The organism is Hymenobacter negativus (genome assembly GCF_016056375.1).
In the GTDB taxonomy this organism is placed as follows: Bacteria; Bacteroidota; Bacteroidia; order Cytophagales; family Hymenobacteraceae; genus Hymenobacter; species Hymenobacter negativus_A.
In genome coordinates this window covers 1-26,406 of the sequence record NZ_JAEDAE010000001.1, presented here as the reverse complement: position 1 = coordinate 26,406, position 26,406 = coordinate 1, and the positions used below count along the sequence as shown (strand labels likewise).

26 protein-coding genes are annotated in these 26,406 nt (G+C 62.9%); 15 read left to right on the top strand and 11 right to left on the bottom strand.

Annotated elements, in window-relative coordinates:
- Positions 1–25 precede the first annotated feature (25 nt).
- Complete coding sequence (gene hutI, locus I7X13_RS00130) at positions 26–1,291, bottom strand: imidazolonepropionase (RefSeq protein WP_198073896.1); 1,266 nt, start codon at positions 1,289–1,291, stop codon at positions 26–28.
- Positions 1,292–1,375: 84 nt separating this feature from the next.
- Between hutI and I7X13_RS00125 the strand changes: the two genes are divergently transcribed.
- Positions 1,376–1,894: a 2'-5' RNA ligase family protein gene (locus I7X13_RS00125; RefSeq protein ID WP_198073895.1), complete on the top strand. Its 519-nt coding sequence runs from the start codon at positions 1,376–1,378 to the stop codon at positions 1,892–1,894.
- Here I7X13_RS00125 and I7X13_RS00120 read toward each other — a convergent pair.
- A complete protein-coding gene (locus tag I7X13_RS00120; protein WP_198073894.1) occupies positions 1,891–3,456 on the bottom strand; it encodes an ArnT family glycosyltransferase in 1,566 nt (521 codons plus the stop codon). The two genes, I7X13_RS00125 and I7X13_RS00120, sit on opposite strands and share 4 nt — an antisense overlap.
- A 149-nt stretch (positions 3,457–3,605) precedes the next feature.
- Here I7X13_RS00120 and I7X13_RS00115 point away from each other — a divergent pair, with 149 nt between their 5' ends.
- Positions 3,606–4,226: a hypothetical protein gene (locus tag I7X13_RS00115; protein ID WP_198073893.1), complete on the top strand. Its 621-nt coding sequence runs from the start codon at positions 3,606–3,608 to the stop codon at positions 4,224–4,226.
- Positions 4,227–4,241: 15 nt separating this feature from the next.
- On the opposite strand, the gene I7X13_RS00110 is transcribed toward I7X13_RS00115, so the two are convergent.
- Together I7X13_RS00110 and I7X13_RS00105 are read right to left on the bottom strand one after the other, a co-directional pair.
- Entirely contained in the window at positions 4,242–5,246 is a 1,005-nt protein-coding gene (locus tag I7X13_RS00110) for an alpha/beta hydrolase family protein (RefSeq protein ID WP_198073892.1), read from the bottom strand.
- A 50-nt stretch (positions 5,247–5,296) separates the two neighbouring features.
- The gene (locus I7X13_RS00105; protein ID WP_198073891.1) at positions 5,297–5,542 is read right to left on the bottom strand and encodes a hypothetical protein; all 246 of its coding nucleotides are present in this window, start codon (positions 5,540–5,542) and stop codon (positions 5,297–5,299) included.
- A 152-nt stretch (positions 5,543–5,694) separates the two neighbouring features.
- Between I7X13_RS00105 and I7X13_RS00100 the strand changes: the two genes are divergently transcribed.
- Positions 5,695–7,050, top strand: coding sequence for a YfcC family protein (locus I7X13_RS00100; RefSeq protein ID WP_198073890.1), 1,356 nt, complete (start codon positions 5,695–5,697; stop codon positions 7,048–7,050).
- 126 nt (positions 7,051–7,176) lie between these two features.
- Here the strand turns inward: I7X13_RS00100 and I7X13_RS00095 are convergent, their stop codons facing one another.
- Both I7X13_RS00095 and I7X13_RS00090 read right to left on the bottom strand, forming a co-directional pair.
- Positions 7,177–7,584: a DUF6960 family protein gene (locus I7X13_RS00095; protein WP_198070136.1), complete on the bottom strand. Its 408-nt coding sequence runs from the start codon at positions 7,582–7,584 to the stop codon at positions 7,177–7,179.
- 74 nt (positions 7,585–7,658) lie between these two features.
- A complete protein-coding gene (locus I7X13_RS00090; RefSeq protein WP_198073889.1) occupies positions 7,659–8,348 on the bottom strand; it encodes a hypothetical protein in 690 nt (229 codons plus the stop codon).
- Positions 8,349–8,542: 194 nt separating this feature from the next.
- Here I7X13_RS00090 and I7X13_RS00085 point away from each other — a divergent pair, with 194 nt between their 5' ends.
- The 11 genes from I7X13_RS00085 (at position 8,543) to trpS (ending at position 20,421) form a co-directional block, all read left to right on the top strand.
- The gene (locus I7X13_RS00085) at positions 8,543–10,435 is read left to right on the top strand and encodes an alpha-amylase family glycosyl hydrolase (RefSeq protein WP_233454618.1); all 1,893 of its coding nucleotides are present in this window, start codon (positions 8,543–8,545) and stop codon (positions 10,433–10,435) included.
- 178 nt (positions 10,436–10,613) lie between these two features.
- Entirely contained in the window at positions 10,614–11,504 is an 891-nt protein-coding gene (locus I7X13_RS00080; protein WP_198073888.1) for a YitT family protein, read from the top strand.
- A 90-nt stretch (positions 11,505–11,594) separates the two neighbouring features.
- Positions 11,595–12,926 carry a carboxylesterase family protein gene (locus I7X13_RS00075; protein WP_198073887.1) on the top strand — a complete coding sequence of 444 codons (1,332 nt, stop codon included), beginning with the start codon at positions 11,595–11,597 and terminating at the stop codon, positions 12,924–12,926.
- A gap of 131 nt (positions 12,927–13,057) precedes the next feature.
- Positions 13,058–14,911 (top strand): glycosyltransferase, encoded by a 1,854-nt coding sequence (locus tag I7X13_RS00070; RefSeq protein ID WP_198070132.1) that lies wholly within the window; start codon positions 13,058–13,060, stop codon positions 14,909–14,911.
- A 28-nt stretch (positions 14,912–14,939) separates the two neighbouring features.
- The gene (locus tag I7X13_RS00065) at positions 14,940–15,695 is read left to right on the top strand and encodes a DUF3592 domain-containing protein (RefSeq protein ID WP_213018996.1); all 756 of its coding nucleotides are present in this window, start codon (positions 14,940–14,942) and stop codon (positions 15,693–15,695) included.
- 3 nt (positions 15,696–15,698) lie between these two features.
- On the top strand, positions 15,699–16,571 hold the full coding sequence (locus I7X13_RS00060; protein WP_198073885.1) for a DUF4198 domain-containing protein: 873 nt from the start codon (positions 15,699–15,701) through the stop codon (positions 16,569–16,571).
- Between the two features lie 72 nt (positions 16,572–16,643).
- Positions 16,644–17,018, top strand: coding sequence for an STAS domain-containing protein (locus tag I7X13_RS00055; RefSeq protein WP_168675310.1), 375 nt, complete (start codon positions 16,644–16,646; stop codon positions 17,016–17,018).
- A gap of 108 nt (positions 17,019–17,126) precedes the next feature.
- The gene (locus I7X13_RS00050) at positions 17,127–18,038 is read left to right on the top strand and encodes a ribonuclease Z (protein ID WP_198073884.1); all 912 of its coding nucleotides are present in this window, start codon (positions 17,127–17,129) and stop codon (positions 18,036–18,038) included.
- A gap of 10 nt (positions 18,039–18,048) precedes the next feature.
- Entirely contained in the window at positions 18,049–18,795 is a 747-nt protein-coding gene (locus I7X13_RS00045) for a queuosine precursor transporter (RefSeq protein WP_198073883.1), read from the top strand.
- Positions 18,796–18,825: 30 nt separating this feature from the next.
- Positions 18,826–19,437, top strand: a complete 612-nt coding sequence (locus tag I7X13_RS00040) for a hypothetical protein (RefSeq protein ID WP_198073882.1) — start codon at positions 18,826–18,828, stop codon at positions 19,435–19,437.
- 9 nt (positions 19,438–19,446) lie between these two features.
- Positions 19,447–20,421: a tryptophan--tRNA ligase gene (trpS, locus tag I7X13_RS00035; RefSeq protein WP_198073881.1), complete on the top strand. Its 975-nt coding sequence runs from the start codon at positions 19,447–19,449 to the stop codon at positions 20,419–20,421.
- A 209-nt stretch (positions 20,422–20,630) separates the two neighbouring features.
- Here trpS and I7X13_RS00030 read toward each other — a convergent pair whose 3' ends face one another.
- From I7X13_RS00030 to I7X13_RS00010, 5 genes are all read right to left on the bottom strand, one after another.
- Positions 20,631–21,380 (bottom strand): hypothetical protein, encoded by a 750-nt coding sequence (locus I7X13_RS00030; RefSeq protein WP_211532109.1) that lies wholly within the window; start codon positions 21,378–21,380, stop codon positions 20,631–20,633.
- Between the two features lie 255 nt (positions 21,381–21,635).
- Positions 21,636–22,850 (bottom strand): CaiB/BaiF CoA transferase family protein, encoded by a 1,215-nt coding sequence (locus I7X13_RS00025; protein WP_198073880.1) that lies wholly within the window; start codon positions 22,848–22,850, stop codon positions 21,636–21,638.
- A gap of 51 nt (positions 22,851–22,901) precedes the next feature.
- A complete protein-coding gene (locus I7X13_RS00020; protein WP_198073879.1) occupies positions 22,902–23,591 on the bottom strand; it encodes an ATP-binding cassette domain-containing protein in 690 nt (229 codons plus the stop codon).
- Positions 23,588–23,920 carry a hypothetical protein gene (locus I7X13_RS00015; RefSeq protein ID WP_198073878.1) on the bottom strand — a complete coding sequence of 111 codons (333 nt, stop codon included), beginning with the start codon at positions 23,918–23,920 and terminating at the stop codon, positions 23,588–23,590. Before I7X13_RS00015 ends, I7X13_RS00020 begins: the two co-directional genes overlap by 4 nt.
- 42 nt (positions 23,921–23,962) lie before the next feature.
- Positions 23,963–24,709, bottom strand: a complete 747-nt coding sequence (locus tag I7X13_RS00010) for a class I SAM-dependent methyltransferase (protein ID WP_198073877.1) — start codon at positions 24,707–24,709, stop codon at positions 23,963–23,965.
- A gap of 255 nt (positions 24,710–24,964) precedes the next feature.
- Here I7X13_RS00010 and I7X13_RS00005 point away from each other — a divergent pair.
- Positions 24,965–26,406 (top strand): DEAD/DEAH box helicase (locus tag I7X13_RS00005; protein ID WP_394368572.1); only part of this gene is annotated, 1,442 nt, incomplete at its 3' end.

Here is a 26,406-nt window from a genome sequence, read left to right as displayed (position 1 = left end):
TTTTTGCTTTTGAAAGGCCTTCCAGCTATTCTCCGCCGATTATCACGTCGCGCACCGGGTTTTCGCCCAGCCAGTACGGGATTTCGGCCACGCTGCCCACGTTCAGCACCAGCACGTCGGCGCGCTTGCCGGGGGTCAGGCTGCCGCAGTCGTGCTGGTGGCCAATGGCCCAGGCGGCGTTAAGGGTAGCGGCGGCCACGGCTTCCTTGGGCGTGAAGCCCATTTTGAGGCAGGCCACCGACAAGGCCAGCCAGAGGTTTTTACTGGGACACGAGCCGGGGTTGAAATCGGTGCTCAGGGCCACGGGCAACCCTTTTTCGATGAAATCGCGGCCGGGCGCATACTGTGCCTGCCGGAGGAACAGGGGCACCAGCGGCAGCAGCACGGCCACGGTTTGCCCCTGGGTATGCTGCGCAATGCAAGCGGCGCCGGCCGGCGTAAGGTAGTCGCAATGGTCTACACTCACCGCGCCTAAGGCGGCCGCCATCTCGCACCCGCCGAGGTCGTGCAACTGCTCGGCGTGGATTTTCAGGCCGAAGCCCATGTGGTGGGCCTGCTCCAGGTAATAGCGCGCCACTTCGAGCGGAAACGCGCCCTGCTCACAGAAAATATCCACAAACGCCGCCTCTCCTTTCAGGTCCGACAGCACTTCGCGCAAAATGAAATCGACGTAGGCCTGCGGGCCGGCCTCCTTGAATTCGGGCGGCACCACGTGCGCGCCCAAGAAGGTGGGCACCACCCGCACGGGCTGCTGGCGGCCGGCCTGGCGGGCCACGCGCACCAGCCGCAGTTCGGTGTCGCGGTCGAGGCCGTAGCCGCTTTTGGCCTCCACGGTGGTCACGCCATAGCGCCGGAAGCCGTCGAGATGGTGCAGGGCATTGGCCAGCAATTCTTCCTCCGAGGCGGCGCGGGTGGCGCGCACGGTGCTTAGAATGCCGCCGCCGCTGGCCAGAATGTCGAGGTAGCTTTCGCCGCGCAGCTTGCGCTCGAACTCGTGGGCGCGGTTGCCCCCGAACACCAGGTGCGTGTGGCATTCCACCAGGCCGGGCATCACCACGCAGCCGGTGGCGTCCACGAGGCGGGTTTCGGGGCCGATATGCGAGAGGTCCAGCTCGTCCATCGGGCCAACGGCCACAATTTTATCGCCCACGCAGGCCACGTATCCGCGCTCGATTATCGTCCAGGCGCTGAGGGCGGGGCCGGCCAGGGGGCGGTCGGTTGGGCCGCCGGCCAGCGTGAGCACCTGCGCGGCGTGCTGAATGAGGAGGGTGTAGGGGGCAGGGTGCGGCATGGGGAATGCAGGTAGGTGGGACGGCAAATTACGGCCCTGGCGGGCAGCTTTGCGTAGGTACCTGCGCTACGCCTCCCGTCTTTTATGCCCGATTCCATTCCCGCTCCGCTCATTCTCACCCTCGCGCTCGATGCCGACGCGCAGGCTTACTTCAACGACTTGCGCCGCCGGAACTTCCCGCCCAAAATCAACTACCTCGCGGCCCACCTCACGCTGTTTCATCACCTGCCCGGCGCAGAGCGGGCCGCCGTGCAGGCGCAATTAAAAGCCATCGCGGCCAGCCAGCGGCCTCTTCCGCTATCGGTCACGGGCCTGCGCTCGCTGGGCCGGGGCGTGGCCTTCACCCTCGAAAACGACGAGCTGCGTGCCCTGCACCGCCGGCTGCAAGCCGAGTTTGCCCCGCACCTCACGCCCCAGGACCAGCAGAAACTTCAGCCCCACGTCACTATCCAAAACAAGGTGGACCCCACCGAAGCCCGCGTGCTCCTGGCCGAATTGCAGGCCGATTTTACCCCTTTTCAAACCGTGGGGACCGGTCTGCACCTGTGGGCCTACCGGGGCGGCCCGTGGGAAAGCCTGGCCGAATTTCCGTTTGCTTCTTAGCGGGGCCGGGCAGGGCCTTCCCACTCGGCCAGGGCGGCGCGGTGCTCGCCGTTGGCCCGGCTGATTATCGCGCGGTCCGGCTTTATCCCAACCGTGATGACGGCACCTTTTTCGCGAGCATAAGGGTCCTCCACGCGGCCGAATGCGCGGCAGCTGGCGAAATGGGAAATCAGCTCCGCGTCGGGCTCATCGTCCACCAGGATAACCGCCTGCCAGTCCTCTCGCACCGGGTACCAGTACAGAAAGCTGCCGTTGAAGCTCTGCGCCGGCGGCATGGGTCGGTGGGCGTTGTAGTAGTTGAGGGCGCTGGCCTGTCCGTAGTTATCGCACTTGATGAGGGTGTGGGCGCGCACCGAATCGGGCAGGCTTTGGTAGGCGGCCCAGGTCTTGTCGGCCATTTCGCGCCAGCCGCGCATGTCGGCGTAGTCCTGGGGCAGGGCGTGGTCGTGGCCGTCTTCCCAGCGGTAGAGGCCCAGGGGAGCGTACCGGGGGCGCAGGGCCGCCATGGCCGCCGGCGGCCGCAGTGAGTAGATGAACGGCAGCATGAGTGGCATCAGCAGCAGCGGCAGGCTCAGCAGCGCCACCTGCACCACCGGCCGCCAGGCCAAAGCGCTGGGCCGACTCGGCCGCGCGAATGGCCGCAACCGCTGCTCCCACCACCAGGCCCCAAAGCTGAACAACACCGGATAATACCCAAGCGTGTAGTAATCCTTGCCGTGCAGCAGCGCCTGCAGGCCGATGCCAAACACCACCACCAGCCCCACCACTCGGTAGGGCTGCAGGGCGCGGCCCTGCAGCAGGGCCAGCAGGCCCGGCATCCACACCCACACGGCCCCGATGCACATCAGCAACTGCATTTTCCAGAAAGCAGCTGCTTCCACGTGCACCAGCTGCGTGTCGTGCAGCAGCTGCATGTGGTGTAGGAACGGAACGCCGTGCCGGATTTGCCAGGCCACATTGGGCAGCCACAGCAGCAGCGCCAGCCCCGCCGCGCCCCAGAAATCCCGCTGCCCCAGCAGGCGCCGCCAGGGCGTGAGCAGCAGCGCCCCGCCCAGCGCCGCAATGAAAAACAGCGTGGTGTACTTGTTTAGCAGGCCCAAGCCCAGCCCCAGGCCCAGCCAGTATAGGAAGCGTGGCCGCTCCGTTTGCACGTAGCGCGCCAGCCCATACAGGCAGAACAAGAAACCAAACACTTCGAATGAGTTGGGCTGAAACAGCAGGTTGAGCCGCGCAAAGGCCGTGCCCAGGTAGCAGGTGCCCGCCAGCGCCGTGGCAAACCAGCCGCCGCCCAGTCGCTGCGCCAGTCGCATTACCAAATAGAGCGTGGCCGCGCCCCACAAAAATGGCCAGAACTTCACCCAGAAAAAGCTGCCGCCCAGGGCCATGCTCATCCAGCCCTGCGCGGCCATTAGCGGGGGCACTTCCAGGTAGCCCCAGGCCAGGTGCCGGCCCTGGTTCAGGTACAGGTATTCGTCGCGGTGCAGGTCGTACTGCGGGCTGGTGAGGAAATAGCCGGAGGCAAACTTGAGCAGGGCAAAGGCGAGCGGGAGCAGGCGGTTCATGCCCGGCAAGGTAGCGCCGCTACTGCTATTACCGGTGGATTTTGCCCTTAGGAATTTCGCATTAGCCACCCATTTTCCTTTTGCAAATCATTGCCTTATTTTGTGGCTTCACCTTTCCCAAGCGCTATCGTCGCTACCGTTGACCCCGCATGATTATCTACGGCTTCAAGGGCGCGCACCTGCGCACCGCCCCCCTCCCCGCTGGCTCCAGCTGCCCGGCCTGCGCCACCCCCGATGCGCTGAAGGCCAGCGTGTACAGCCGCTACGCCCACGTTTACTGGATTCCGTTCTTCCCGTTCAGCAAGTCAGCAGTGGCCCTGTGCGAGCATTGCCAGCAGGGCTGGGAAGAAAAAACCCTGCCCGCCGAGCTGCACCCTGCCGTGCGCACCCTGAAGAAAAGCACCCGCTTCCCGCTCTGGAACTGGGCCGGCGTGGGCGTGCTGGTGCTGGGCCTGGCCGGGGCATCCATTGCCGGCCGCTACCACGAGCGCGACCGCCTCGCCTACTTAGCCGCCCCGCATGCCGGCGACATCTACACCATTCACTCGATGGGCGACAGCACCAAATACTCGCTGCTGAAGGTAATGAGCGCCAAAGGCAATACCGTGGAGGTGGCGGCCAACGAATACGAAATCGACGACCGGTCGCCCATCAACGAGCTCAACGCGCCCGAGAAATACAGCAAAGAAACCGAGTCGCTCACCGTGCTTGACCTGCAAATCATGCACAACAAAGGCCAGCTCACCGACGTGGACCGGCTCGAAGAATAGGAACCAGCGCCGGCACTACTGCGGCCACAGCCCCGCCCAGCGGAGGAAGTCCTCCCCCACCTGGTCCCAGTGGAAATCGTCGTAGTCGGGCTGGCCGTTTTTCACGCCGAAAAAGTTGTGCTCGCGCCCGGGGTATTCGCGGAAGGTGAAGTTGGTGCGGTGCTGCCGGATGGTTTCCAAGCGCAGGTAGTCGTCGCCGGCCACGCCTTGGTCGAGCGTGCCGAAGCCGATGAACACGGGCACTTTCGTGCGCAGCAGCTCGGGCATTTCGGAGGCGCCGAAGCCGTAGGCGTTGCGCGGGTCGTCGCCCTTGCAGTCAGCAACAGTGGGGTCGGCCACTACGGTTTGCCAGCGGCGAAAAATCCAGCCCGCGGCGGTGGTATCGGCCGCCTGCCGGGCCTGGGCCAGCATTGACATGTTGCGGCCCAGCGGGTTGCCGCTCAGGTACACGGCCCGGCTCACCAGGCCCGGCACGGCGGCCAGGTGCGCCACCACCGACGTGCCCTGCGAATGCCCGCCGATGACCACGCGCTGCGCATCAACCCAAGGCTGCTTCTTGATGAAGCGGAGCACGGCCTCGTCGCGCCGCACGTAGTAGTCGAGGTAGTTGCGGGCGCAATAGTAGGCCGACGGCTGGCGCCGCTGGAAAATAACATTGGGGTCCTGCCCTGTCACGTCGAAGGTGAGCGGAATACCGGGCTTGCTGATGATGGCGATGTGGCAACTCTCCAGCACCTTTTTGGGGTGAAATCCGAATGGCGAGTAGGGCCCGTGCGCATCGTAGAGCAGCAGCGGCGTAGGGATGGAGCCCTGCTCCCAGAGCAGCAGCGGCTTCTTCAGCTTCTCCTCGCCAGGTTTCGAGAGCAGCAGCACCTGCACACTGTCGCGCCCAAACATCACTACAAGGCGGCGGTAACCGAAGGCTTCGGGCGGGCGCGAGGCGGGGACGGTTTGGGCGTAGCTGGGGCGGTTTAGCGTCGTCAGCAACACCAGAATTAACAGCAGTAGGGTTTGTCTCATCCAGCCTCTTGTTTGCTCAACGGCGGTAGTGCCGGGGCGGCGCAAGGACTTTACAGGTTGGCGGGCAGTTGCACCCGGGCCAGGTATTCGCCCAGCCCGGCGGGCTTCTGAAACACGTGGATGAAGAGGATTTGCTCTTCGCCCCGGCTGCGCCAGGTTTCGGCGTAAAAGCCTTCCACGGCGTAGAGCGTCAGGTCAAAACTATCCTCCTGGCGCTCGGCCAGGGGGGTGCCGTGCTGGGCGAGGTGCTCGGTCTGGCAGCGCTGGTGCAGGGCTTTGAAGGCGGTGATGGTCATTCAGGGAGACTTAGGAACTTGGGGACTTAGGGCTTTGGCTTTTTGTCCCTCTGGCTGCTTTCGTGCCATTGCGCGGCCGGACGCCTCATCTCAGCGCCGCAAGTTAGACCAAGTCCCCACGGCCCTAAGTTCCCAGGGCCCAACTTTGCGGCATGAATCGTTTTCGTTTTCCGCATCCGCTGGTGCTCATTGTTGGTTTTATTATCCTGGCGGCGGCGCTGAGCTACGTGCTGCCGGCCGGCGAATTCACGCGCCACCTCGACGCCGTGACCGGGCGGCAGGTGGTGGTGGCCGGCTCCTACCACGCCGTGCCCGCCACCCCCGTGAGCCCGCTCGATGTGCTGGTGGACGTGCCCAAAGGCCTGGCCGATGCGGCCGCCGTAGTATTCCTGATTTTTCTGGCCGGCGGGGCCTTCACGGTGGTGGACCAGACCGGGGCGCTGCGCTTCGGAGTGGATTGGCTGCTGCGCCGCGCCCACGGCCGCGAGGTGCTCGTCATTCCGCTGGTGGGCACGCTGTTCGCCACCATGGGCGCGCTGGAGAACATGGGCGAGGAGATAATTCCGCTCGTGCCGGTGCTGCTGGTGCTGATGCGGCGGCTGGGCTACCCCGTGCTCACGGCCGTGGCGGCCAGCGTGGGGGCGGCCTTCGTGGGCGCTTCCTTTAGCCCAATAAATCCGTTTCAGGTGGGCATTGCCCAGAAGCTGGCGCAGCTGCCACTGCTCTCGGGCGGGGCGTTTCGAATGGGCTTTTTGCTGGTGGCGGTGGGGCTGTGGCTGTGGGCCACCACGCGCCACGCCGTGCGCCACCGCTTGTCCCCCGACCTCAGCCTCGATGCCAACGAAGCGGCCGCCGGCCCCATCGCCAGCAGCGCCCGCCCCGGCCTGGTGCTGCTGCTTATGCTGGGCGCGTTTGCTGTGTTTGCCTACGGCGTGGTGCAGCTGCACTGGGAGTTCGAGCAGATGTCGGCCCTGTTTCTGGGGCTGGGCGTGGTGGCGGGGCTGGTGGGCGGGCGCGGCCTCACGGGCACGGCCGAGGGCTTCATCGCGGGCTTCCGCGACATTGCATTTTCGGCCATGCTGGTGGGGTTTGCCCGGGCCATTTTCGTGGTGCTGGAGCAGGGCCACATCGTCGACACCATCGTGCAGGGGCTGGCCGCGCCGCTGGGGCACCTGCCCGTGGCGCTGGCCGCCCTGGGCATGATGGGCGTGCAAACCCTGCTCCACCTGCCCGTGCCGAGCGGCAGCGGGCAGGCCACGCTCACCATGCCGCTGCTGGTGCCGCTGTCCGATATTCTGGGACTGTCGCGGCAGGTCACGGTGCTGGCGTTTCAGTACGGCGCGGGGCTGTGTGAGCTCATCTCGCCCACCAATGGCACCCTGATGGCCATGCTGGCGGCCACGGGCGTGCGGTTCGAGCACTGGATTCGGTTTGCCGCGCCGCTGTGGGCGGCGCTGTTTGCGCTGGGGGCCGTGGCAGTGGTAGTGGGCATCGCGGCGGGGGTGTGATTTTAGGGTAGGAGGGTATGAGGGCAAGATGGTAGGAGAGCAAGCACACTCGCCCCAGACGGTTGCCTTGTCCATTCGCACCCGTTTACTCTCTTCCTCCCAACCTCACACCCTCCTACCCTATCCCTAGTCCGCCCGCAGTTCACTCGCCGCAAACACGCGCGGCAGCTTGCGCTTGCGCTCCACAATCTGGTAGGTGGCGGTATCGGTGGCCTCGCTCCAGAACACGTCGGAGACGTGGCCGAAGTGACGGTACTGGCCGGGCTGGGGCGTGGTTTCTTCCACGGCATCGCCAAAGCTGAACTTGGGCTTGTGGTAAATTTCCTTGAACAGCTCGGGGCGCACCAAGAACTGCTGCTCGTCGTAGCGCAGGGTTATCCACTCGCCTTCGTCGTCCTCGGCAATTTTTTCGAAGAGCTTGCCCACGGGCTCCAGCAGCTCGAAGGCGCGGCGGTTGGCGGGGTGAATGTAGCGGAAGCCGTAGTCGGGCGTCCAGCCGTAGAGGCCAAAAACAACGGGTTTGGGACGGGGCATGGGGGCAATAAATCGGGGGCAAAGATTACCCTGAAAACCCCAAACTGGGGGCTAAAGTTGCCCGCGCAGGACACTTATGCGCCTTCCGGGGCGGGAGCCAGCGCCTGGGCGGCGTGGGCCAGCAGGCGGTCGCGGTGCGCCGGGCCGTCGTGCAGGTCGGCAAAAGAGATGCGGTGGGTCTGGCCGTCGTGGCGGTGCAACAGCACGTCGGCGGGGCCGGCGGGCTCGGCGGCGGCCAGGTCGGCCCAGCGCAACTCGTGGGCGCGGCCCAGGGGCTTGGTGCGGGTGGCAAAGCCCTCGGGGCGCAGGTGCAGGAAGCGGCGGCCGGCCATCTGCTTCATCCGGAAGGCCAGCACCACGTACACCACGGCCAAGGCCGCGTAAATCCAGGGCAGCATGTGCAGCCGGTGCACGCCCCGGGCCAGGTCGGCGGCGTGGTGGCGGTGCCAGATGTGGTAGCTTTCGATGGCTAGAATGGCGGCCGATGCCAGCTCTAGCCACGCTACCCGCTCCTGGTGGAACGGGTTGTGGCGCAGGTGCAACAGCTCGCGCACCATGAGCACGAGGTAGGCGGCGCCCACGGCAAACTCTAGCACCACGAGGGGCGTGAAGGCCTCCTCCCCCGCCAGCACCGGTTGCACGGCGAAGAGTAGCACCAGGGCCGGCCCCACGTGGCCCAGGGTTTTGGCGCGCTGTTGCCAGGCGTGGCGGCGGTGGTAGAGGGTGGTGCGGCCCTCGGCGGCGGGTGCGGCGGCAGTGTCCATGGCTGGAAAGTCGGCAAAATATTTTTCTGGTTGAAATATAGCACCGGCTTAATTTAGGTGAGGGCCAGCGGGGTTCTGCGCCCGGGCAGCTTGGATGTGGCCAAAAACACAACCGTTACGTATGCCGGGGGTACCTACCGCCGCGTACCGGCCGCATTTTCGGCTGCCCGGGCGGTGGGGACGCCTTTTTTTCAATGCCCAACGCTTCCGCTTCCAAACCCGCTTCCCGCGCTAAAACTGCCTCGAAAGCTTCTTCCAATTCGCCCACGGCCAAAGCGCCGCAACCCGCGCCCAGCGCCACGCTACAGCCCGGCATGGGGGCCGTGCCCCACACGGCCGGTACCACCTTCCGGGTGTGGGCCCCCCACGCTAATTCGGTTTCCGTCATCGGCACGTTCAATGACTGGCAGGCCGAAAAAAGCCCGATGCAAGCCGAAGAAAACGGCTATTGGGCCGTGGATGTGGCCGCAGCCAAGGTGGGTGACGAATACAAATTCCACCTTACCAACGGCGACCAGACCTTCGACCGCAACGACCCCTACGCCCGCCAGGTCACGAATTCGGCCGGCTCGTCGGTGGTGCACGACCCCAATTTCGACTGGGGCGACGACAATTTCCAGATGCCGGCTTGGAACGAGCTGGTGATTTACGAGCTGCACGTGGGCACCTTCAATGCCCCCGATGCCGAAAACGTAGGCACGTTTATGAGCGTGGCCGAAAAGCTGCCGTATTTGCGCGATTTGGGCATCAATTGCATCGAATTGCTGCCGGCTACGGAGTTTCCGGGCAGCCGCTCGTGGGGCTACAATCCGGCCAACCCGTTTGCGCTCGAAAGCGACTACGGCGGGCCGGTGGCCTTCAAGGAAATGGTGAAGGCGGCCCACCAGCACGGCATTGCGGTGGTGCTGGATGTGGTGTACAACCACTTCGGCCCCGGCGACCTCGACCTGTGGCAGTTTGACGGCTGGAGCGAGAACGACGGCGGCGGCATTTACTTCTACAACGACTGGCGCGCCAAAACGCCCTGGGGCGACAACCGTCCCGACTACGGCCGCCCCGAAGTGCGCCAGTACATCCGCGACAACGCCCTGATGTGGCTGAACGAGTACCGCTGCGACGGCCTGCGCGCCGATGCCATTGCCTTCATCCGCAACGTGAAGGGCGAGGAAGCCCCCGGCGACGACCTGCCCGACGGCTGGAGCCTGATGCGCTGGATTAACGAGGAAATCGATAAGACGATGCCCTGGAAAATCACCATCGCCGAGGACCTGCGCGGCAACGCCGCCATCACCGAAGCCCCCGCCAACGGCGGCCAGGGCTTCGACTCGCAGTGGGACGGCTCGTTCGTGTACCCCATCCGCGACGCGCTGACCACGCCCAACGACGCCGACCGCGACATGAATGCCGTTGCCCAGGCCCTGACGCAGCTCTACAACGACAACGCTTTCCGCCGCGTCATCTACACCGAAAGCCACGACGAAGTGGCCAACGGCAAGAGCCGCGTGGCCGAGGAAATCATGCCCGGCGCGGCCGACCACTGGTTCGCCAAGAAGCGCACCACCCTGGGCGCGGCCTTGGTGATGACGGCCCCCGGCATCCCCATGCTCTTCCAGGGCCAGGAGATGCTGGCCGACGGTGCCTTCGTCGACACCGAGCCCGTGCAGTGGCAGCGCCTGCAGGAGCGCGGCGGGCTGGTGCACCTCTACCGCGACCTCATTGCCCTGCGCCGCAACCTGCACGGCACCACGCGTGGCCTGGGCGGCCAACATACCAAGGTTTTTCACGTCAACAACAACGACAAGCTGGTGGCCTTCGGCCGGCAGGCCGGCGAGGGTGGCCCCGGCGATACCACCGTGGTACTGGCCAGCTTCGCCAACCAGGCCCACGAGGCTTACACCATCGGCTTGCCCGGCCCGGGCCACTGGCAGGTGCGCTTCAACAGCGACTGGAAGGGCTACGACGGCGAGTTTGGCGACATGGAAAGCTTTGGCATCGATGCCGCAGAAGGCGAATACGACGGCTTTGGCTGGCACGGCAGCATCGCCATTGCGCCGTATGCGGTGCTGATATTGTCGCAGGAGGGGTAGCCCCTGCTTGCCCTTATTCTGCTGTCGAAGAACGTCATGCCGAGGCAACCTAAGCACCTTTCCCGCCATACTAAAATCAATTAGTTACGCGGGAGAGATGCTTCGGCTGCACTCAGCATGACGTTCTTTGTCATTATCGATTGCTCCCGATATATCGGGATTCACCTAACGCACCCGCATGGATACTCCTACCTCCGCCAAAACCATCAACCGCCCCAACTCGGAGCTGACCAACGCGGCGTTCATCATCGCGGGCGTCGTGTCCGCCGCGTTTGGCCTGAAATCATTTCTGCTGTCCAGCCACTTCATCGACGGCGGCGTTACGGGCGTTTCGATGCTGCTGGCCACGGGTTTCCGGCTGCCGCTTTCGGTGTTCATTCTCATTATCAACTTGCCTTTCATTGCCCTGGGGTATAAACAGCTGGGCCGTCGGTTTGCCCTGCGCAGCGCGTTGGGCATTGGCGGGCTGGCGCTGATGCTGGCCTTCGTACCCTTCCCCGATGTGACCCACGACCTGCTGCTCACGGCCGTATTTGGCGGGGTGTTCATTGGGGCCGGTATCGGGCTGGCCATGCGCGGCGGGGCCGTGCTCGACGGCACCGAAATCGCGGCCCTGCTCGTGAGCCGCTACCTGGTGCTGCTCAAGGTGAGCGACTTGATTCTGATTCTCAACGTCATCATCTTCGGCGTGGCCGTTCTGGTGCTGGGCACCGAGCCGGCCCTGTACTCGATGCTGACGTACTTCGCTGCCGCCCGCGTGCTCGAGTTCGTGCTCAACGGCATCGAGCAGTACACCGGCGTCACCATCGTGTCGGAGTACAGCGACGCCGTGCGCAAAGTCATCACCGAGAAGCTGGGCCGGGGCGTGACGATGTACCAGGGCAAATCTGGCTACGGCAAGCGCGGCGAGCTGGGCCTGGAGCGCGACATCGTGTTCACAGTAGTCACCCGCCTGGAGCTGCCCGCCCTGCGCACCGCTGTGCAGGAAGTCGACCCCAATGCCTTCATTGTGCAGTACCGCATCGATGATGCGCAGGGCGGCATCATCAAGAAGCGGGCGCTGCACTAAGGGCTTCTTCTCAAAAAATTAAAAGGCAGTCATGCTTCGCTGCACCCTGCATGACTGCCTTTTAAATCCAAACCATTACCAAGCATCCCTTTGCAACCCGCCTCTACCGCACCACATTTCCACACCCCGGCCGGTCTTATTATCGGCCGGGTTGATGGGCCGGTAGTGCGCGCCACGGGCATTCGCTACGCCCTGGCCGCCCGGTTTTGCCCGCCGGAATCTCAGCCGCCGGCCACCGTGCCCATCTACGCTACCGCGCCCGCACCAGCCTGCCCCCAGCTCGCCGACCCGCGCGTAGACCAGGTGCTGGGTGAGCTGTTCGCCGCCCTCCGCTTCGACGAAGACTGCCTGCGCCTGTCCATCACGCGGCCTGCCGACTACCGGGCCGGTGAAACGTTGCCCGTCATCGTGTGGGTGCACGGTGGCTCCTACGTGTCGGGCGCGGGCGATTTGGCGATTTATGACCCGGCTGTTTGGGTAGCCGAGCAACGGGTGGTGTTTGTGGCCGTTACCTACCGGCTGGGGCTGTTCGGGTTTCTAGGCAGCGGCAGCACGCCGCCCAATCTTGGCCTGCTCGATTTGCTGGAAGCCCTGCGCTGGGTGCAGCGCAACATCGCCGCGTTCGGCGGCGACCCGGCACTGGTCACTATGTTCGGCCATTCCTCGGGGGCCGATGCCATTGCCCAGCTCATGCTGGTGCCCGAGGCCCCGGGCCTGTTCCGCCGCGTGATGCTGCACAGCGCGCCACTGGGCCTCACCCGGGGCCGCCAGCGCATGCTGCGCGCCATGAGCCAGGCCGTGGGCGAAATCCCCACCACCGCTTCCACCGATGAAGTACTGGCCCGCGAAAGCGCCGTGGTGAAAGCCGCCCGCTGGCAGGGTTTGAAAAGCGGCATGCCCTTCGGCCCGCAATACGGTGCCGCCCCCCTGCCGCCCGAAACCGAAATCGAGGCGAGCTGGGCCGCCGTGGCCCCGCACATCGATGTTCTCATTGGGGCTACGGCCGAAGAAACCCGGTTTTTTGCCGTTATAGACCCTACTTTCAATTGGTTGCAACGCCTGCCGCTGGCGGGTGGGCGGCTGGTGCGCCTGCTCACCGAGGCGACCTCCCGCCGCATTTACCTGGACCCGGCGCGGGCTTTTGCCGAGCAGCAGGTCCGGGCCGGCGGCCGGGCCTACCGGTTTTTGCTCACGTACCAGCCACCTGGCAGTCCGTTCGGAGCCGCGCACGTCGTCGACTTGCCGCTGCTGTTGGGCACGCAGGCCAGCTGGGCTGCCACTCCGCTGCTGGGCCAGGCCAATTGGGAGGAATTTGACGCGGCGGGCCGGCAGTTGCGGCAGCTCTGGGCCGATTTTGCGCGCACCGGCATAATGCCAGCCAAAATAACGATTCCCGGGGTGCTGGAGGTTGCGCAAACCTAGCAACCAAGCCCTCCCGCCCTTGCCCTGGCGCCCGCCATCCGCTGATTTGAAAAAATGTGCCCCCGGGTGCCAACTAAGCCCCAATCGGCTTACCTTTCGCCACGTTCTTTTTCCCGCCCGGCCCCTTCCTTATGCCTACGCAGCCCACCCCCCACGCCCCCGACACTTCCGACGTCCTGTTTCCCGATTCGCTGCTGGTTGAAGTGGCCTGGGAAGTGTGCAACCAGGTGGGCGGCATCTACACCGTGATTCGCAGCAAGGTGCCGGCCACTGTGCCCGCCTGGGGCGACCGGTACTGCCTGCTGGGCCCCTACTTTCCCAACATGGCCCAGGGCGAGTTTGAGCCCTACGACGACCTGACCGTGCACACCGGCGCCGACCCCTATATGGCCGCCGTGCGCACCATGCGCGCCCAGGGCTACGACGTGCAGATTGGGACCTGGCTCATCACCGGCCGGCCCCGGGTGGTGCTCATCAACCCGTTTCAGGCATATGACCGGCTGGGCCAGCTCAAAACTGACCTCTGGAGCCGCCACGGCATCCCGGCCCCCAACAACGACGACTTACTGCACCAGGTCGTGGCCTTTGGGCACCTCACCACCGTTTTCTTCCAGCACCTGGCCGCCCAAAAACCGGCCGGGCAACGCCTATTGGGCCATTTCCATGAGTGGATGACCGGCGTGGCTATCCCGGAGCTACGCCGCCTGCAAGTGCCCGCGCACCTGCTCTTCACCACCCACGCCACGCTGCTGGGCCGCTACCTGGCCATGAACGACCCTGCTTTCTATGACCACCTCATGTGGGTGAACTGGGAGCAGGAGGCCAAACACTTCAACATCGAGCCGGCCGTGCGCATGGAGCGCGCCGCCGCCCACGGCAGCCACGTCTTCACCACCGTGAGCGAGCTGACGGTGCGCGAGTGCATCTACCTGCTGGATAGAATTCCGGACGCGGTGCTGCCCAACGGTCTCAACATCGAGCGCTTCGTGGCCCTACACGAGTTCCAGAACCTGCACCAGCAGTACAAGGCCAAAATCCACGAATTCGTGATGGCGCACTTCTTCCAGTCGTATGCCTTCGACCTGGACAAGACGCTGTATTTCTTTACCTCGGGCCGCTACGAGTACCACAACAAAGGCTTTGACCTGACCCTCGAAGCCCTGGCCCGCCTTAACTACCGCCTTCAGCAAAGCGGCCTGGAAACCCAGGTGGTGATGTTTTTCATCACCAAGCGGCCCTTCACCAGCATCAACCCGCAGGTACTGGAGCGCCGCGCCATGCTCGACGAGGTGCACGAAACCTGCAAAGCCATCGAGCGCCAAGTGGGCGAGCGCCTGTTCTACGCCGCCGCCGCCAGCCAGGACCACAAGCTACCCGAGCTCGGCGCGATGGTGGACGACTATTGGAAGCTGCGCTACCGCCGCCAACTCCAGAGCTGGAAAACCAACGCCCTGCCCCCGGTCATCACCCACAACCTGGTGAACGATGCCGACGACGACATCCTGAACTACCTGCGCCGCTCCAAGCTGCTCAACCACAAGCACGACCGGGTGAAGATGGTGTACCACCCCGATTTCGTGTCGCCCGCCTCGCCCCTGCTGGGCATGGAGTACGGCCAGTTTGTGCGCGGCTGCCACATGGGCGTGTTCCCGAGCTACTACGAGCCGTGGGGCTACACCCCGCTCGAATGCGTGGCCCGCGGCGTTCCCGCCATCACCTCCGACCTGTCAGGATTCGGCGACTACGCCCTGCAAAACGTGCCCGACCCCGAAGGCAAGGGCATTTTCGTGGTACATCGGCAGGAAAAATCCTTCGACGAATCGGCCGAGGAATTGTGCGACATGCTCTGGCAATTCGTGCAGCTCAACCGCCGCGACCGCATCATGCAGCGCAACGCAGTGGAAAGCTCCGCCGAACTCTTCGACTGGAAAAACCTACGCGTGTACTACGACCGGGCTTATGCCTTGGCGCTTGAGCGGCAGTAACAGAATCGCTAAGTAAGCCCTGAAATTCATGTTACTGACTTTGGGCGACAAGCTCCGTATCTACTTCGGCAACACCAATTTCCTACTTGGGCTGCTGTTTTGCGCGGTTGGGTTGGTATTAATGACGAATTTCCTGCCGACCGTTGACTTTGAGAGTGCGTGGTTTATCACCCAACCAATTGCGCAAGCATCCGGCACCATAGTCAGCGCCAGCTCCACCGATTACACTGAAAGTGAGGACGAAGACCGCATCTGGGAAATCGATTACACATTCAACCTCGCTGGCCATCTGTATAAAAACCATTCGTATTCAAGCTCGCAAAATGTCCGCCCGGGCACTGTTGTTCAAATCGAATACGTGAGCGCCCAACCCAATCATTCACGTATTCTCAGCACTTCGAATGCGCCTTACATGCTATGGACATTGCTACCCGTGCTCGGATGTGCGATAAGCGGTTTGGCCTGGGTTTATAAAAGCGGTTCCTATTGCAGACAGGTTATCGCAATTGCAGAGGATGCTTTCGTGGCACCTGCTGTTCGGACCCAGATTAAGACGAAAGCACTTGTCCATGACGAAGAGCAGGAGTACAAGGCGCACTACGTTTACAGCTTCAATAATATTGAATATCACCATATTCTGGATGTTTCAGAAACAAAGCTGAAGCAATTGCACCAAGAGGAGAACATTGCACTGCAGCGTAGTTTCCCTCCCAATGCTATGTTGGTAGCGAACCTGCCCCGCAGCTTGCAAAACCGGTTGACATCACCTCCCTACCCTGCTTAGCGAATGCATATCCGAACAATTGTATTGGCAGCAATAGGAGGCTTACTTGCCACGGCCGCCCTCGCCCACGAATTCTGGCTTGAAGCCCCGCGCTTCCGCCTGCAGCCGGGCGAAACGGTGAACGTGCACACCCTCATCGGGGCCGATTTCAAAGGAGAGCCCTGGACCACCAAAGCCACCAAAATCCAACGCCTCATCCGATTCAGCCCCACCCGAACCGACTCGGCTGACCTTACGCCCCAAAACCCCACCGAAACCGACACTTTCCGCACCGGCTTTACCTTTGCCCAGCCCGGCACCCATGTGGTGCTGCTTCGCTCCACCAATTCCTTCATCGAGCTGCCCGCCGACCAGTTCACCGCCTACCTGCGCGAGGAAGGCCTCGACTACGCCCTGAAGCTGCGCCAGGAAAACGAAGAAATGGCCAAGCCTGGCCGCGAAACCTACCGCCGCTGCGCCAAAACTCTCATCCAGGTGGGCGAAGCCGCAGCTACTGCGGCAGCTACCGACAGCGCCTGCCGCCACATCTACGGCCTGCCTTTGGAACTGGTACCCGAGCAAAACCCCTACCGCCTGGCTGCTGATAAAGCCCTGACCGTGCGCGTGCTACGCGCCGGCCGGCCGGCGTTTGGCGCAGCGGTGCAGGTGTGGCAGCGCCAGCCCGGCGGCCTGCCCACCACGCACTACAACACCCGCGCCAACCAAAACGGCCGTATTCTGTTACGCTTATCCGGACCCGGCCCCTACCTGCTGGCCGCCGTGGACATGAGCGTCGCCCCCGCCAAGCTGCGCGCCCGCGCCGATTGGCAATCTACCTGGGCATCGCTAACTTTCGCCGGTCCGGCCGCAGCGTTGCGAATTCCCGCAAAACATTAGCCAAACTTCACCGAACATTTTAGGTTTTTTCTTTACCTTCGCCGTTCTCTTACCCTCCCTCGCTTACGTTGTATGAAGTACACGATTGATAAAAAAGATAGCTACACCATCATCACGATTGAGGAGAAGAAGCTCGACACCACCGTCGCGCCCGACCTTAAGTCGGAGTTTGTGAAGCTCAACGCTGAAGGTATTAACAACCTGATACTCGACCTCACGAACGTTAAGTACACGGATTCGTCGGGCCTCAGCTCCATCCTCATCGCCAACCGTCTTTGCAACTCCACGGGCGGTCTGCTGGTCCTCACCGGCCTGCAAGACCACGTGCTGAAACTCATCACCATCAGCAAGCTTGAGTCTGTGCTGCACATTCTGCCCACCGTGGAAGAAGGCATCGACCGCGTGTTTTTGCACGCCATCGAGCGCGACCTGACCGACAAAGAGTAATTTTTTAGCCGCGCGCTATAAGCTGCAAGCCGCAAGCTGCTGTTCTGCTTTTAGCCAGGACAATGGCTTGCGGCTTGCAGCTTATGGCTTGTAGCCCTTTCCCAACGCATGACTTTTGAGCTGAAGATTCTGGGTTCGGCTTCGGCCACGCCAACGGCCGGGCGCCACCCCACGGCCCAGGTGCTCACCGTTGGCGCATCGAATTACCTGATAGATTGCGGCGAAGGCACTCAGTGGCAGATGCTGGAGTACCGCGTGCGGCCACACCACGTCCGGGCCATCTTCATCTCGCACCTGCACGGCGACCATTATTTTGGGTTGTTTGGGCTGCTGGGCACCATGCATCTGCAGGGGCGCACCCAGCCGCTGGCCATCATCGGCCCGCCCGGCCTCGATGAGGTGCTGGTGACCCAGGCCCGGGTGTCGAATATGCAGCTGGGGTTTGCCATGGATTTCACGGCCGTGAACACCGAAGCCCACGCCGTGGTGTACGAAGACGAAAACCTGACCGTGGCCACGCTGCCCATGCGCCACCGCGTGCCGTGCGCCGGCTACCTGTTCTCGGAAAGGCCGCGCCGCGCCAACCTGCTGAAAGAAAAGCTACCGGCCGGCCTAACCCCTGCCCAGCTGGCCCGCCTAGCCCAGGGCGACGACCTGCCACCCGACGACCAGCAGCCCGGCCTGCGCCATGCCGACGTGGCCGGCCCCGCCCCCACGCCACGCCGCTACGCCTTCTTCTCCGATACGCTTTACACGCCCGCGCTGGTACCGCTCATCGAGGGCGTCGATTTGCTTTACCACGAGGCGACCTTTCTGGATGACCTGCAGGAGCGGGCCGCCCAAACCCACCACAGCACCGCCCGCCAGGCCGCTTCCATTGCCCACGATGCGGGCGCGAAACGCTTGTTGCTGGGCCATTTCTCCAGCCGCTACAAGGCGCTGGAGCCGCTGCTGCACGAGGCCCAGGCCGTGTTTCCCCCCGCCGAACTGGCGACGGAGGGCTTGGTTGTGAGCCTGTAGCCAACTTCCTATGAATACCTTCGCCAATAAAAAGCAGCAGCTCTACCTCGTGCTCAGCGGGATTTTTCTGGTAAATGCGCTGCTGGCCGAAATCATCGGCGTCAAGATTTTCTCGGCCGATAAACTCATGGGGCTGCCCGGCAATCTCACGGCGGGCGTGCTCATCTGGCCCGTCGTGTTTGTGACCACGGACATCATCAACGAGTATTTTGGCAAGGCGGGCGTGCTGCGCATCAGCTACCTGACGGTGGTGCTGATTCTGTTTGCGTTCGGGGTTATCTACCTCACCACCAAGCTGCCACCGGCCGACTTCTGGCTCGACGTGAACAAGACGGACAGCCTCGGCCGCCCCTTCAATATCGACTTCGCCTACCAGAGCATCTTCCGACAAGGGCTGGGCATCATCACGGGGTCCATCACGGCATTTGCCGTAGGGCAGGTGCTTGATGCCACCATTTTCACGGCCCTGCGCAAGGCTACGGGCGGGCGCTACATCTGGCTACGCGCCACGGGGTCAACGTTGGTTTCGCAGCTGGTTGATTCGTTTGTGGTGCTGTACGTGGCGTTTTACGTATTTGGGAACTGGAGTTTCGACCAGGTTATCAGCGTGGCCAATACCAACTACTGGTACAAGTTTGCGGCGGCTATTCTGCTAACGCCGGTGCTGTACCTGTCGCACTTTCTCATTGACAAATACTTAGGCAAAGAGGGAACCGTTGAGCTGCAGGAAGAAGCCGTGGAAAACGTGAGCGTGTAACTTTTCTTCGCCCGTCGGCCTTTCACCGCCATGCGACTTTCCTATTTTCTGCTGGCGGCCGGGGCACTTTTGCTGCCCGCCGTGGCCCGCGCCCAGTTCAATTTTGCCCCTGGCACCTACCAGCTGGCCAACGGCTCCAAAGGCGAAGCTTCGCTGAAGCTGGCCTTGGCAGAAAACGGCAGCCCCACGATGATGGTGGGCGTAAAAAACGGCAAAGAGCGTAAGTTCCGCGCCGCCGAAGTCACGGCTTTCACCGTGGAAAACCACCGGTTTGTGCGGGTGAACGACTTCCGTTTCCTTAGCGGCACCGATGCGGATTTTAAGGAACCCGCGCTACTCGAAATCCTGGAAACCGGGCCGGTGGAGCTGTTTTATTACTACTACCAGGTGGAGATGGGTACTAATTTTAAAGCTCACGTGAAGCTGCCGGTGCTGCGCAAAGCCGGCACGAGTACGTTCTTTGCGTACAGTCCCGGCCGCACGCCGGGGTTCGACCCGAAACTGGCGCCCGGCGGCTTCGTGGCGGCCCTGTTTCCGGCCGACCCGGTGCTACAGCGCCAATTTGCTACTAATGCGGTCAGCCGGGCCCAGCTCGTGGCCGCCGTACACGCCTACAACCAAGGCGTGCGATTAAAACTTTAATTACTAAAAATGTCCCGCATCCTTACCGGCATTCAGAGCACCGGCCGGCCGCACCTCGGCAACCTGCTTGGAGCTATTTTGCCCGCCATCGAGCTGTCGAAAAACCCGACCAACGACTCGCTGTATTTCATCGCCGACCTGCACTCGCTCACCACCGTGCGCGACCCTGAGGTGTTGCGCGCCAACACCTACGCTGTGGCCGCCGCGTGGCTGGCCTGCGGCTTCGATACCGATAAAAACCTGTTCTACCGGCAGTCCGACGTGCCGCAGGTAACGGAGTTGACCTGGTATCTGAGCTGCTTCACGCCCTACCCCATGCTGGCCAACGCGCACAGCTTCAAGGATAAGAGCGACAAGCTGTCGGACGTGAACGCCGGCCTCTTCACCTACCCAGTGCTGATGGCGGCCGATATCCTGCTCTACGATGCCGAAATCGTGCCCGTGGGCAAAGACCAGATTCAGCACCTCGAAATTGCCCGCGACATTGCCAGCGCCTTCAACAACCGCTACGGCGAGACGCTGGTGCTGCCCAAGGCCCGCGCCGACGAGCAGTTGATGACCATTCCCGGCACCGATGGCGCGAAAATGAGCAAGAGCTACGGCAACATCATCGACATTTTCCTGCCGGAGAAAGACCTGTTGAAGGCCATCAAAACCATTATTTCGGACAGCACACCGCTGGAAGCGCCCAAAAATCCGGATACGGACGTGACGTTCAAGCTCTATTCACTGCTGGCCACGCCGGCCGAAACGGAGACGATGCGCGCCAACTACCTGGCTGGCGGCTACGGCTACGGCCACGCCAAAAAAGAGCTGTACGAGCTGATTCTGCGCCGCTTTGCCGTGGAGCGGGAGCGGTTCGATTTCTACATGAACAACCTGCCGGAGCTGGATGCGGCGCTGGCCATTGGCGCGAAGCGAGCACAGGAGTACGGCGCGGGCGTGCTGGCCAAAGTGCGCCAGAAAGTGGGCTACGGGCGGTAGGGTTCTCGTCTGTCATTGCGAGGGGAGCGTAGCACAGCGCGGCAATCCGTCCTGTATAATGCGATAAACCCCGAAATGTGAAAAGCCCCGACTCTATCAAGAGCCGGGGCTTTTTGCTTTCAAAAAGGCTGCATCACATCCCAAGGTTTCGCGCTTCAACAGGACGGATTGCCGCGCTGCGCTCGCAATGACAGGCGAGTGCTATTCGACTAAAACGCCTGCTGGGCCGAAAAGCTGAAGCCGACCTTGCTGCCGCGGCTCACCTGCTGGTTTTCCAGCTTTTGCTTCACCGATATTCGCTGGATTTCGGGCAGCGGCGGGGCAATAAGGTCGTTGTTGACGGCGGCAATCATGGCGCTTTCCACGAAGAGGCGCATGGATTCGGGCGTTACCGGGTTGTCGCTCATGTCGTTATCGGGCAGCTCAAGCTGCTGCACACCTTCGAGGAAGTAGTGGTTGTTGATGTTGACAAGCAGACGGCCCACGAGGTAGCCGGGGTCGTTCAGGCGCTGGTATTTGATGCTGTCGGCCATGAAGTTGTAGGCCATGATGTGGCCGAAAAAGCGGCGACGAAAGTCGGCTTCGACGTATTTGCTGGGCATGGGACCGTAGTCGTCGGGAAAGGTCACGATGTTGGAGTGCATGACAAACACCAGCAAATCGCCCGAAAAGCGGATGTGAAACTCCATGTCGTTGATGGAACGGTACTCAATCACCACGCTCGAATCGAGGGGCGTAAGCTTGCGGCTGAGCTCCAGCACCAACTCCTGCGATACCAGCCGGAGGCAGTCGAACGCGGCTTGGGTGTTGCGGTAGATGGCCTGCTTGGCGCTGGATTTCTGCTTGAGGCCCTCAAAAATCTGATTGAGGCGGTCGGCCGGGGCTTCGGTGGGCGAGCCGGCTGCGGCCGTGGGGTGGTTGTTGGTGGCGGTGGCCCCGGTATGGCCGGTTTCGGGCACTGTCGGCCGTGGAGCGCTGGGTTTGGCGGCCGTTGCTTTACTGTCTTTAGAAGTTTTCGCGGCTTTACGGCGGGCTGACGCGGGTGCGGGCTTCGGCGTAGTTGTTGGTTCAGAAGTGACTAACGGCGCGGGCGCGGCGTTTTTTTTGGGGGACGTTTTAGCCATGCGAAGGGGGAATAAGCCACGAATGAGCGCGACACGGGGCAGGAAATTACCTATTAAAAAGCACGATAAGGAGCGGCCACTAGCAGCCACTCAGGTTGCAGGTGGTACGCAAGTAAATGGGGCGGTAGTTTCATCCAATGCCGATGGACCCAGCGAAAAAGGGGCCACTGCGGCCATTCCCAGGCCCGGGGGCGTACTCAGCTGGCTTGCTACGGCCCATTGCGGGCTGCGGAAAGCCACTGTGCGCAGGCCCTGCATACCGGGGCTGGCCCCCGGCAGCAGCATGGGCCGAGCCGAGGGATGGCGCAAGGCCTCTCCCACTGTGCGCACGGCCCCGGCCGGTACGGCGCGGCGCTCCAGCTCGGCCAGCAGCTCGTCGCCACTCACCGAGGCGATTGCCGCGGTTAACATGGCTTCCAGCTCGGGGCGGTGCGCCACGCGGGCCGGGTTGGTAGCGAAACGAACATCGGTGGCCCACTCCGGACGCCCCAGCGCGACACAGAGCTGCCAGAACTGCCCATCGGAGCCAACGGCCAGCACCATAGCCCGGCCGTCGGCGGCGCGATAAACGGTGCCGTAGGGCACGATGCTGGGGTGGCCCGAGCCGAGCGGCTGCGGGTCGCGCCCCGTGACGAGGAAGGTGGCCGCCTGGTTGGCCAGGGCCGAGAGCGCACTGTCAAGCAGACTGACTTGTACCAGCGCCCCGCTTCCAGTTTTTTCGCGCTGAAACAGAGCCGTTAGCAAGCCTTCTTTCAACTGGTGCGCGGCCAGCAGGTCGACCATGGCCACCGGCATTTTCTGGGGTGGCTGGCCGGGACCGGGGGCGTTGAGGTACATGAAGCCGGCTTCGGCCTGCAGCACGGCATCGTAGCCGGCGCGGGTATTAGCAGGGCCGTAGCCGGTGAGGTGGCCGTAGAGCAGGCGCGGGTTTTGGGCGGACAGCGTGGCGTAGTCGGCGCGCAGCTTTTCGGCGTCGCCGGGCTTGTAACTGGCCAGCACGATATCGGCTTGGGCGGCCAGGCGGTGCAAATCAGCCTGGCCGGCGGCGGTGGTCAGGTCGAGCACCAGCGAGCTTTTGCCCCAGTTGGAAGCGGCGAAGTAGGCCGAAACCGAAGCATCTGCAGCGGCGCTGGGAATAGCTGTTTCGGCACTGGTTTTCCAGGTGCGCGTAACGTCGCCGGCCGGGCTTTCAATTTTCAGCACTTCGGCTCCCAGCTCGGCAAAAAACTGGCCCACCTGCGGGCCGGCAAGCACGGAGGCGAGTTCGAGGACGCGAAGATGGGCAAAGGGAAGCGGCAACGACATATTCAGACTGCTTGGAAAACCGGCAAGCTACGCGCCGAGTCACAAATTGGCTCAAGTCGCCAAATATCCATAATCGCGCAGCTGCTCGCGCACGTCGCCGTCCAGCCGCAGCAGGCGGCCCTGGTGCAGCAGGTACACCACGTCGCAGATGGGCAGCACTTCGGCATAGCGGTGGTCGGTAATTAGCAGGCCTTTACGGTGCTTGACGTGTTGCATTTCCTCGGCCAGGGCTTCGACGTGCACCGGCATCACCCCTGAAAATGGCTCATCGAAAAGGGAAAATGCGGTAGGCTGATGCAAAAGCAGCAGCGCCTGCACCAGCCGGCCCGAGCCTCCCGACAACTCGCCCAGCCGCCGACCCAGCTGCGGGCGCAGCTCAGGAAAACCAGCGGTGGCTTTTACGAGGTCGACGCCCAGCATATCAGCCGCCTGAACCAATGAAAGCGAAGGCGGCAACAGCGGTTCCTGCGGCAGATAGTTCAGCAGGCCGGGATGACGAAAGGCCGGTACCACGCGCCGGCCGTTCACGCGCACCGAAGCATCGGCCACGGCCCGGGCACCGAAAATAGTTTGGAGCAATACTGACTTCCCGCTGCCGTTGCGGCCCAACAGGCCCACCAGCTGGCCGGTTTGCACGCGCAGGTAGATATCGTTCAGCACTTGCCGCTCACCAAACCCGATGCGAATGCCATCCGCTTCCAGTACTTGCGCCCCGACCGGATTATCAATTAACTGGCTCATGACAACACGGCCCGCATGAGCAAGGCGCTGCCCAGAAACAGCAGGCCATCCAGCGCCACCACCCCAGCCCACAATCGCCGACGCGAAATATTCAAGTTGAAATAGAACCAATACTGCCCCGGCCGCAGCTGCTCCGACAGGTACCACACCACCGGCGCAGTAGCCAGCTTGACGAGCAGCAGCGCCGGCAGCAAGCTGCGGCCCCAGCCCTCGCGCAATGCGGGCAGCAGCACGGCCAACAATATCAGGGCCGAAATGCCTGCCATGAAGGGCACGACACTGCGGTAGAACAAGGCCACGGCCCGCAATTGGGTAGCCAGAACGGTCATAAGCAAGGCTTGATTTGGCTTGCCAACGTGGCGGCTGGCCAATTATTCTACCCGCCCGGACCGGGCAAAGACCGGGAACGTGGCGGGACGCGCCTGCGGCCCCCACAGCCGCTTCAGCTCGTCGGCCACCAGGGCCACCATATCGGCCCCGGCGTGCTGCCGGGCATAGTTGGCCGTGGCCGACCAGGTGCGCAGATAATTCAGCATGTCTTCTACTGTCCAGTGCTTTACCACGGCAAAGCGGGCCTGCTGCACATCGGCGAAGGGGAAAGGCAGATTGGCGTACTCGTTTTCGATGTGGCGGCGGTTGGCGTCCCAATACGGGCCCGAGGTCACGTCGTGAAACTCATCGAGCACCTGGGTCAACTCGGGTGTTTCGAGGCGGCACAGCTGGTAGCCCCACTCGGCCAGCACCGCGCTGGGGCGGGCCACGCGGCGCACCTCCTGGTGGTAGGCTTCGCTATCGAACCAGTGCACGGCCTGGGCCACGGTGATGAGGTCGAAGCGCTGGTCGGGGAAAGGTGTGTGCTCGGCGGTGGCCCGCTGGTAGTGGATGTTGGGCCGCGCCGGGGCCTGAGCTAATTGGTTTTCGCTGAGGTCGGTAGCGTCAACTCGCACGAATGATTCGGCCAGCACGGCCGCCACCTGGCCGTTGCCGGTGGCACAGTCCCAAGCGCGCTCGCGGCCCGGCACCTGCGGCAGCAGCCAGTCGTAGAGCTCGGCGGGGTAGGCAATGCGGTAGCGGGCGTAGTCGGCGGCCTGGGTGGAGAAACGGTCGAGGGTGGGCATGGGCGGGGGATGGATGTTGGAAGCAACAAAAGAACGTCATGCCGAGCGCAGCCGAGGCATCTTGCTCGCTTCGTTACACGATTGGCTTGCGTTAAGCACGCGAGATGCTTCGACTCCGCCCAGCATGACGTTCTTTTTCAATCAACCCAGCCCTACCGAACCTCCGCCCGACCTGCCGTATCTTTACCTCAAATCAAGCGGTTTGCTGACCACGGCATCAAGGTCAGCCCTTTAACAACTTTCAACAGCTGAACTTTGACGTTTCACGAATTTAACCTCCACGACGACCTGCTTTCTGGCATCGACGCCATGAACTACCAGCAGGCCACCCCTATTCAGGAGCAGGCCATTCCCAAAATCATTGAGGGCAAGGACTTAATTGCTTGCGCTCAGACCGGTACTGGCAAAACCGCCGCCTACCTGCTGCCGCTGCTCGACAAGATTTCGCACGCCAAGCACGGCCACACCACCACCCTCATTCTAGTGCCCACCCGCGAGCTGGCCACCCAGATTGACGAGCAGGTGATGGGCTTCGGCTACTACGTGGAAGCCAGTTCCATCGCCATCTACGGCGGCGGCAAATCCGAGAACTGGGAGCAGCAGAAGCGCGCCCTCACGAGCGGGGCCGACATCATTATCGCCACGCCCGGCCGCCTAATCGCCCACCTGCAAATGGGCTACGTGAAGTTTGACCAAATCAAGTATTTGGTGCTCGACGAGGCCGATAAAATGATGGACATGGGCTTTTCGGATGACATCTTGAACATCGTGCGCCAGCTGCCCAAGCAGCGGCAGACGCTGCTGTTCTCGGCCACCATGCCCAGCAAAATCCGGGAGTTTTCGCAGCAGATTCTCCACCAGCCCGACGAAATTCGGTTGGCTGTATCGAAGCCCGCCGCCGGCATCGACCAGCAGTTTTACATGGCCTACGACCGCCAGAAAATCTACCTGCTCGAGCACATCATCAAGACGCAGGATGTGCAGAGTATGGTGCTCTTTACCAGCCAAAAAGCAGCCGTGGGCGGCATTGTAAAGGCCGTGAATAAGCTCGGCATCGAAGCCCGCGGCATCAGCTCCGACCGCACCCAGGAGGAGCGCGAAGAAATCATGCGCGCCTTCAAAAACAAGCAGTTCCCCATCCTGGTAGCCACCGACGTGCTCAGCCGCGGCATCGACATCGACTCGCTGAGCCACGTGGTGAACTACGATATTCCCCGCGCCGCCGAAGACTACGTGCACCGCATTGGGCGCACCGCCCGCGCCGCCACCAAAGGCACGGCCATCACCTTCATCTCGGACCAGGACCAGGACCGGGTAGTAAAAATCGAGCGCCTCATCGAGCGCGACATCGAGAAGCAGAAAATCACCGAAGAGTTGGGCCTGGGCGAAGCTCCCGAGTTCGACCCCAAGCGCTTCGCCGGCTTGGGTGGTAAAATTGGTGGCCGCCCGGCCCGGGGTAGCCACGGCGGTGGCGGTGGAGGCCGCGACCGTGGTCCTCGCCCCGAAGGCGAACGCGGCCCGCGCCGCGAAGGCGGCCGGGATGGCGGCCGCGACGGTGGCAAGCCCCGCCGCGACGCCCCCGACCCCAAAGACCCCAAGCACCTGGAGCGCCTCGCCGCCGCCAAAAACGCCCTGGCCGCCCTCGACGCCGGCCATGCGCCCGCCGTGCCCTACCAGCGCCCGCCCCGCCCCGAAGG

What these genes read in the sequence shown, in the direction of transcription:
- hutI (WP_198073896.1), bottom strand. Translation starts at nt 1,291, where the DNA reads ATGCCGCACCCTGCCCCCTACACCCTCCTCATTCAGCACGCCGCGCAG.
- I7X13_RS00125 (WP_198073895.1), top strand. Translation starts at nt 1,376, where the DNA reads ATGCCCGATTCCATTCCCGCTCCGCTCATTCTCACCCTCGCGCTCGAT.
- I7X13_RS00120 (WP_198073894.1), bottom strand. Translation starts at nt 3,456, where the DNA reads ATGAACCGCCTGCTCCCGCTCGCCTTTGCCCTGCTCAAGTTTGCCTCC.
- I7X13_RS00115 (WP_198073893.1), top strand. Translation starts at nt 3,606, where the DNA reads ATGATTATCTACGGCTTCAAGGGCGCGCACCTGCGCACCGCCCCCCTC.
- I7X13_RS00110 (WP_198073892.1), bottom strand. Translation starts at nt 5,246, where the DNA reads ATGAGACAAACCCTACTGCTGTTAATTCTGGTGTTGCTGACGACGCTA.
- I7X13_RS00105 (WP_198073891.1), bottom strand. Translation starts at nt 5,542, where the DNA reads ATGACCATCACCGCCTTCAAAGCCCTGCACCAGCGCTGCCAGACCGAG.
- I7X13_RS00100 (WP_198073890.1), top strand. Translation starts at nt 5,695, where the DNA reads ATGAATCGTTTTCGTTTTCCGCATCCGCTGGTGCTCATTGTTGGTTTT.
- I7X13_RS00095 (WP_198070136.1), bottom strand. Translation starts at nt 7,584, where the DNA reads ATGCCCCGTCCCAAACCCGTTGTTTTTGGCCTCTACGGCTGGACGCCC.
- I7X13_RS00090 (WP_198073889.1), bottom strand. Translation starts at nt 8,348, where the DNA reads ATGGACACTGCCGCCGCACCCGCCGCCGAGGGCCGCACCACCCTCTAC.
- I7X13_RS00085 (WP_233454618.1), top strand. Translation starts at nt 8,543, where the DNA reads ATGCCCAACGCTTCCGCTTCCAAACCCGCTTCCCGCGCTAAAACTGCC.
- I7X13_RS00080 (WP_198073888.1), top strand. Translation starts at nt 10,614, where the DNA reads ATGGATACTCCTACCTCCGCCAAAACCATCAACCGCCCCAACTCGGAG.
- I7X13_RS00070 (WP_198070132.1), top strand. Translation starts at nt 13,058, where the DNA reads ATGCCTACGCAGCCCACCCCCCACGCCCCCGACACTTCCGACGTCCTG.
- I7X13_RS00065 (WP_213018996.1), top strand. Translation starts at nt 14,940, where the DNA reads ATGTTACTGACTTTGGGCGACAAGCTCCGTATCTACTTCGGCAACACC.
- I7X13_RS00060 (WP_198073885.1), top strand. Translation starts at nt 15,699, where the DNA reads ATGCATATCCGAACAATTGTATTGGCAGCAATAGGAGGCTTACTTGCC.
- I7X13_RS00055 (WP_168675310.1), top strand. Translation starts at nt 16,644, where the DNA reads ATGAAGTACACGATTGATAAAAAAGATAGCTACACCATCATCACGATT.
- I7X13_RS00050 (WP_198073884.1), top strand. Translation starts at nt 17,127, where the DNA reads ATGACTTTTGAGCTGAAGATTCTGGGTTCGGCTTCGGCCACGCCAACG.
- I7X13_RS00045 (WP_198073883.1), top strand. Translation starts at nt 18,049, where the DNA reads ATGAATACCTTCGCCAATAAAAAGCAGCAGCTCTACCTCGTGCTCAGC.
- I7X13_RS00040 (WP_198073882.1), top strand. Translation starts at nt 18,826, where the DNA reads ATGCGACTTTCCTATTTTCTGCTGGCGGCCGGGGCACTTTTGCTGCCC.
- trpS (WP_198073881.1), top strand. Translation starts at nt 19,447, where the DNA reads ATGTCCCGCATCCTTACCGGCATTCAGAGCACCGGCCGGCCGCACCTC.
- I7X13_RS00025 (WP_198073880.1), bottom strand. Translation starts at nt 22,850, where the DNA reads ATGTCGTTGCCGCTTCCCTTTGCCCATCTTCGCGTCCTCGAACTCGCC.
- I7X13_RS00020 (WP_198073879.1), bottom strand. Translation starts at nt 23,591, where the DNA reads ATGAGCCAGTTAATTGATAATCCGGTCGGGGCGCAAGTACTGGAAGCG.
- I7X13_RS00015 (WP_198073878.1), bottom strand. Translation starts at nt 23,920, where the DNA reads ATGACCGTTCTGGCTACCCAATTGCGGGCCGTGGCCTTGTTCTACCGC.
- I7X13_RS00010 (WP_198073877.1), bottom strand. Translation starts at nt 24,709, where the DNA reads ATGCCCACCCTCGACCGTTTCTCCACCCAGGCCGCCGACTACGCCCGC.